Below are 1,244 nucleotides of genomic sequence, written 5' to 3' on the forward strand. Positions count from 1 at the left end.
TGCCGCAGCCGCTCGGGATACGGGCCGTACTCGCCGATCGGCAGGTACGGCTCGATGAACTCCCACTCCGGATCGGTCAGTTGCACTCGCGTCACTTAAGACGGTCTACCGGACCAGACCGTGCCACGAAGGCACATCCCGCAGATTGATCACGACTCGATACGCACCCTAGTGCTCTGACCGCATTGGTTCACCGGGTTGCAGGTCATGCAGTGTTGGCGTGGAGGAGTCCGCCCCATCGGATGCCCATCCGCAGTGCCTTTCCGGGCGAAGGACTACTTCTCGCGCAGGCTGGCAATTTCGGCGGCCAGCACAGCCATGTCACGGACATGCGTGTAGTACTCGGCCGCGTACTCGTCGTCGATCGCCGGGAGAACCCTCGCGAACACCTTCGTCAGCCGCGTCAAGCCTGCCCGGTGCTGCTCGCTGAGTGGGCCTTCACGAACGACGGCTGCATAGCCGTAGATGTCCGCGTCGAGCAACACCATGTCCTGGCCCTGGACGTCCAGGCCGCGGAAGCCGGACGGGAACGGCCTGGCCATGTGCTCGGCCATCACTTGGGCAAGCGCGTCGAGCTTTTCTTCAAGCATGTGGGAGATCCTGCCAGACACGGGCTCGTGGCTTTGGACCGGATGCTCCGGCAGGCCCCAAACACACGCGAGCCCAACCCGGCGGACTTATGCGGTCAGAGCACTAGTTGGAAACATCGTGGCGGACATTCCCACCGGGAGCACGCCGTGAGCCGCGTGATCGTGCATCTCATCCGGTACCGCCTCGGAACCCATGGGTGCACCGCACCCGAGATGGCCGGGACATCTGCCCCATTTGCTGGACGGAGAGACAACGATGAGCACCTCCCGATCAGCACCCCTGCCTGGGTTCGCGTCCTCGATCGCTCAGTAATCGCGAACTCAGGCGCTTTAGTCGGCGACTACATCGGAGACAGCACCCGAGCCGAAATCGCCTACGCCCGGTCGCTGGGCAAGCCCGTGCGGTTCACGCACCCCGAAGTCGATCCTGACGCCTGACCGCCCGCTGCCACCTCGACAACCAGGGCCGGCAGCCCGCCGCCTGATCGTCTCGCGGTGGCTTCGGCCGCCGCCCACCCCACACCCTCCGCAGGCATCCCTTGGAATTGATCATCTAGGCGCAATACCGGTGACTTTGTTGGTGGTGGGTCGTTGGGTGTGGTGTGCCAAGGCCTGGACAGGTGAAGTCGTCGGGTGAGCGGTTGTCGGACCGGA

1 protein-coding gene is annotated in these 1,244 nt (G+C 64.2%); it reads right to left on the reverse strand.

The features are described from left to right. Nucleotides 1-275 precede the first annotated feature (275 nt). Nucleotides 276-590, reverse strand: a complete 315-nt coding sequence (locus tag ABZY11_RS44570; protein WP_356484631.1) for a hypothetical protein — start codon at nucleotides 588-590, stop codon at nucleotides 276-278. Between the last annotated feature and the right edge of the window lie 654 nt (nucleotides 591-1,244).

Origin of the sequence: Streptomyces sp. NPDC006510, from assembly GCF_040611955.1 — a bacterium.
GTDB lineage: Bacteria > Actinomycetota > Actinomycetes > Streptomycetales > Streptomycetaceae > Streptomyces.

Bases quoted from the DNA above. Each gene is read 5' to 3' on its own strand.
- ABZY11_RS44570 (WP_356484631.1), bottom strand. From the start codon at position 590: ATGCTTGAAGAAAAGCTCGACGCGCTTGCCCAAGTGATGGCCGAGCAC.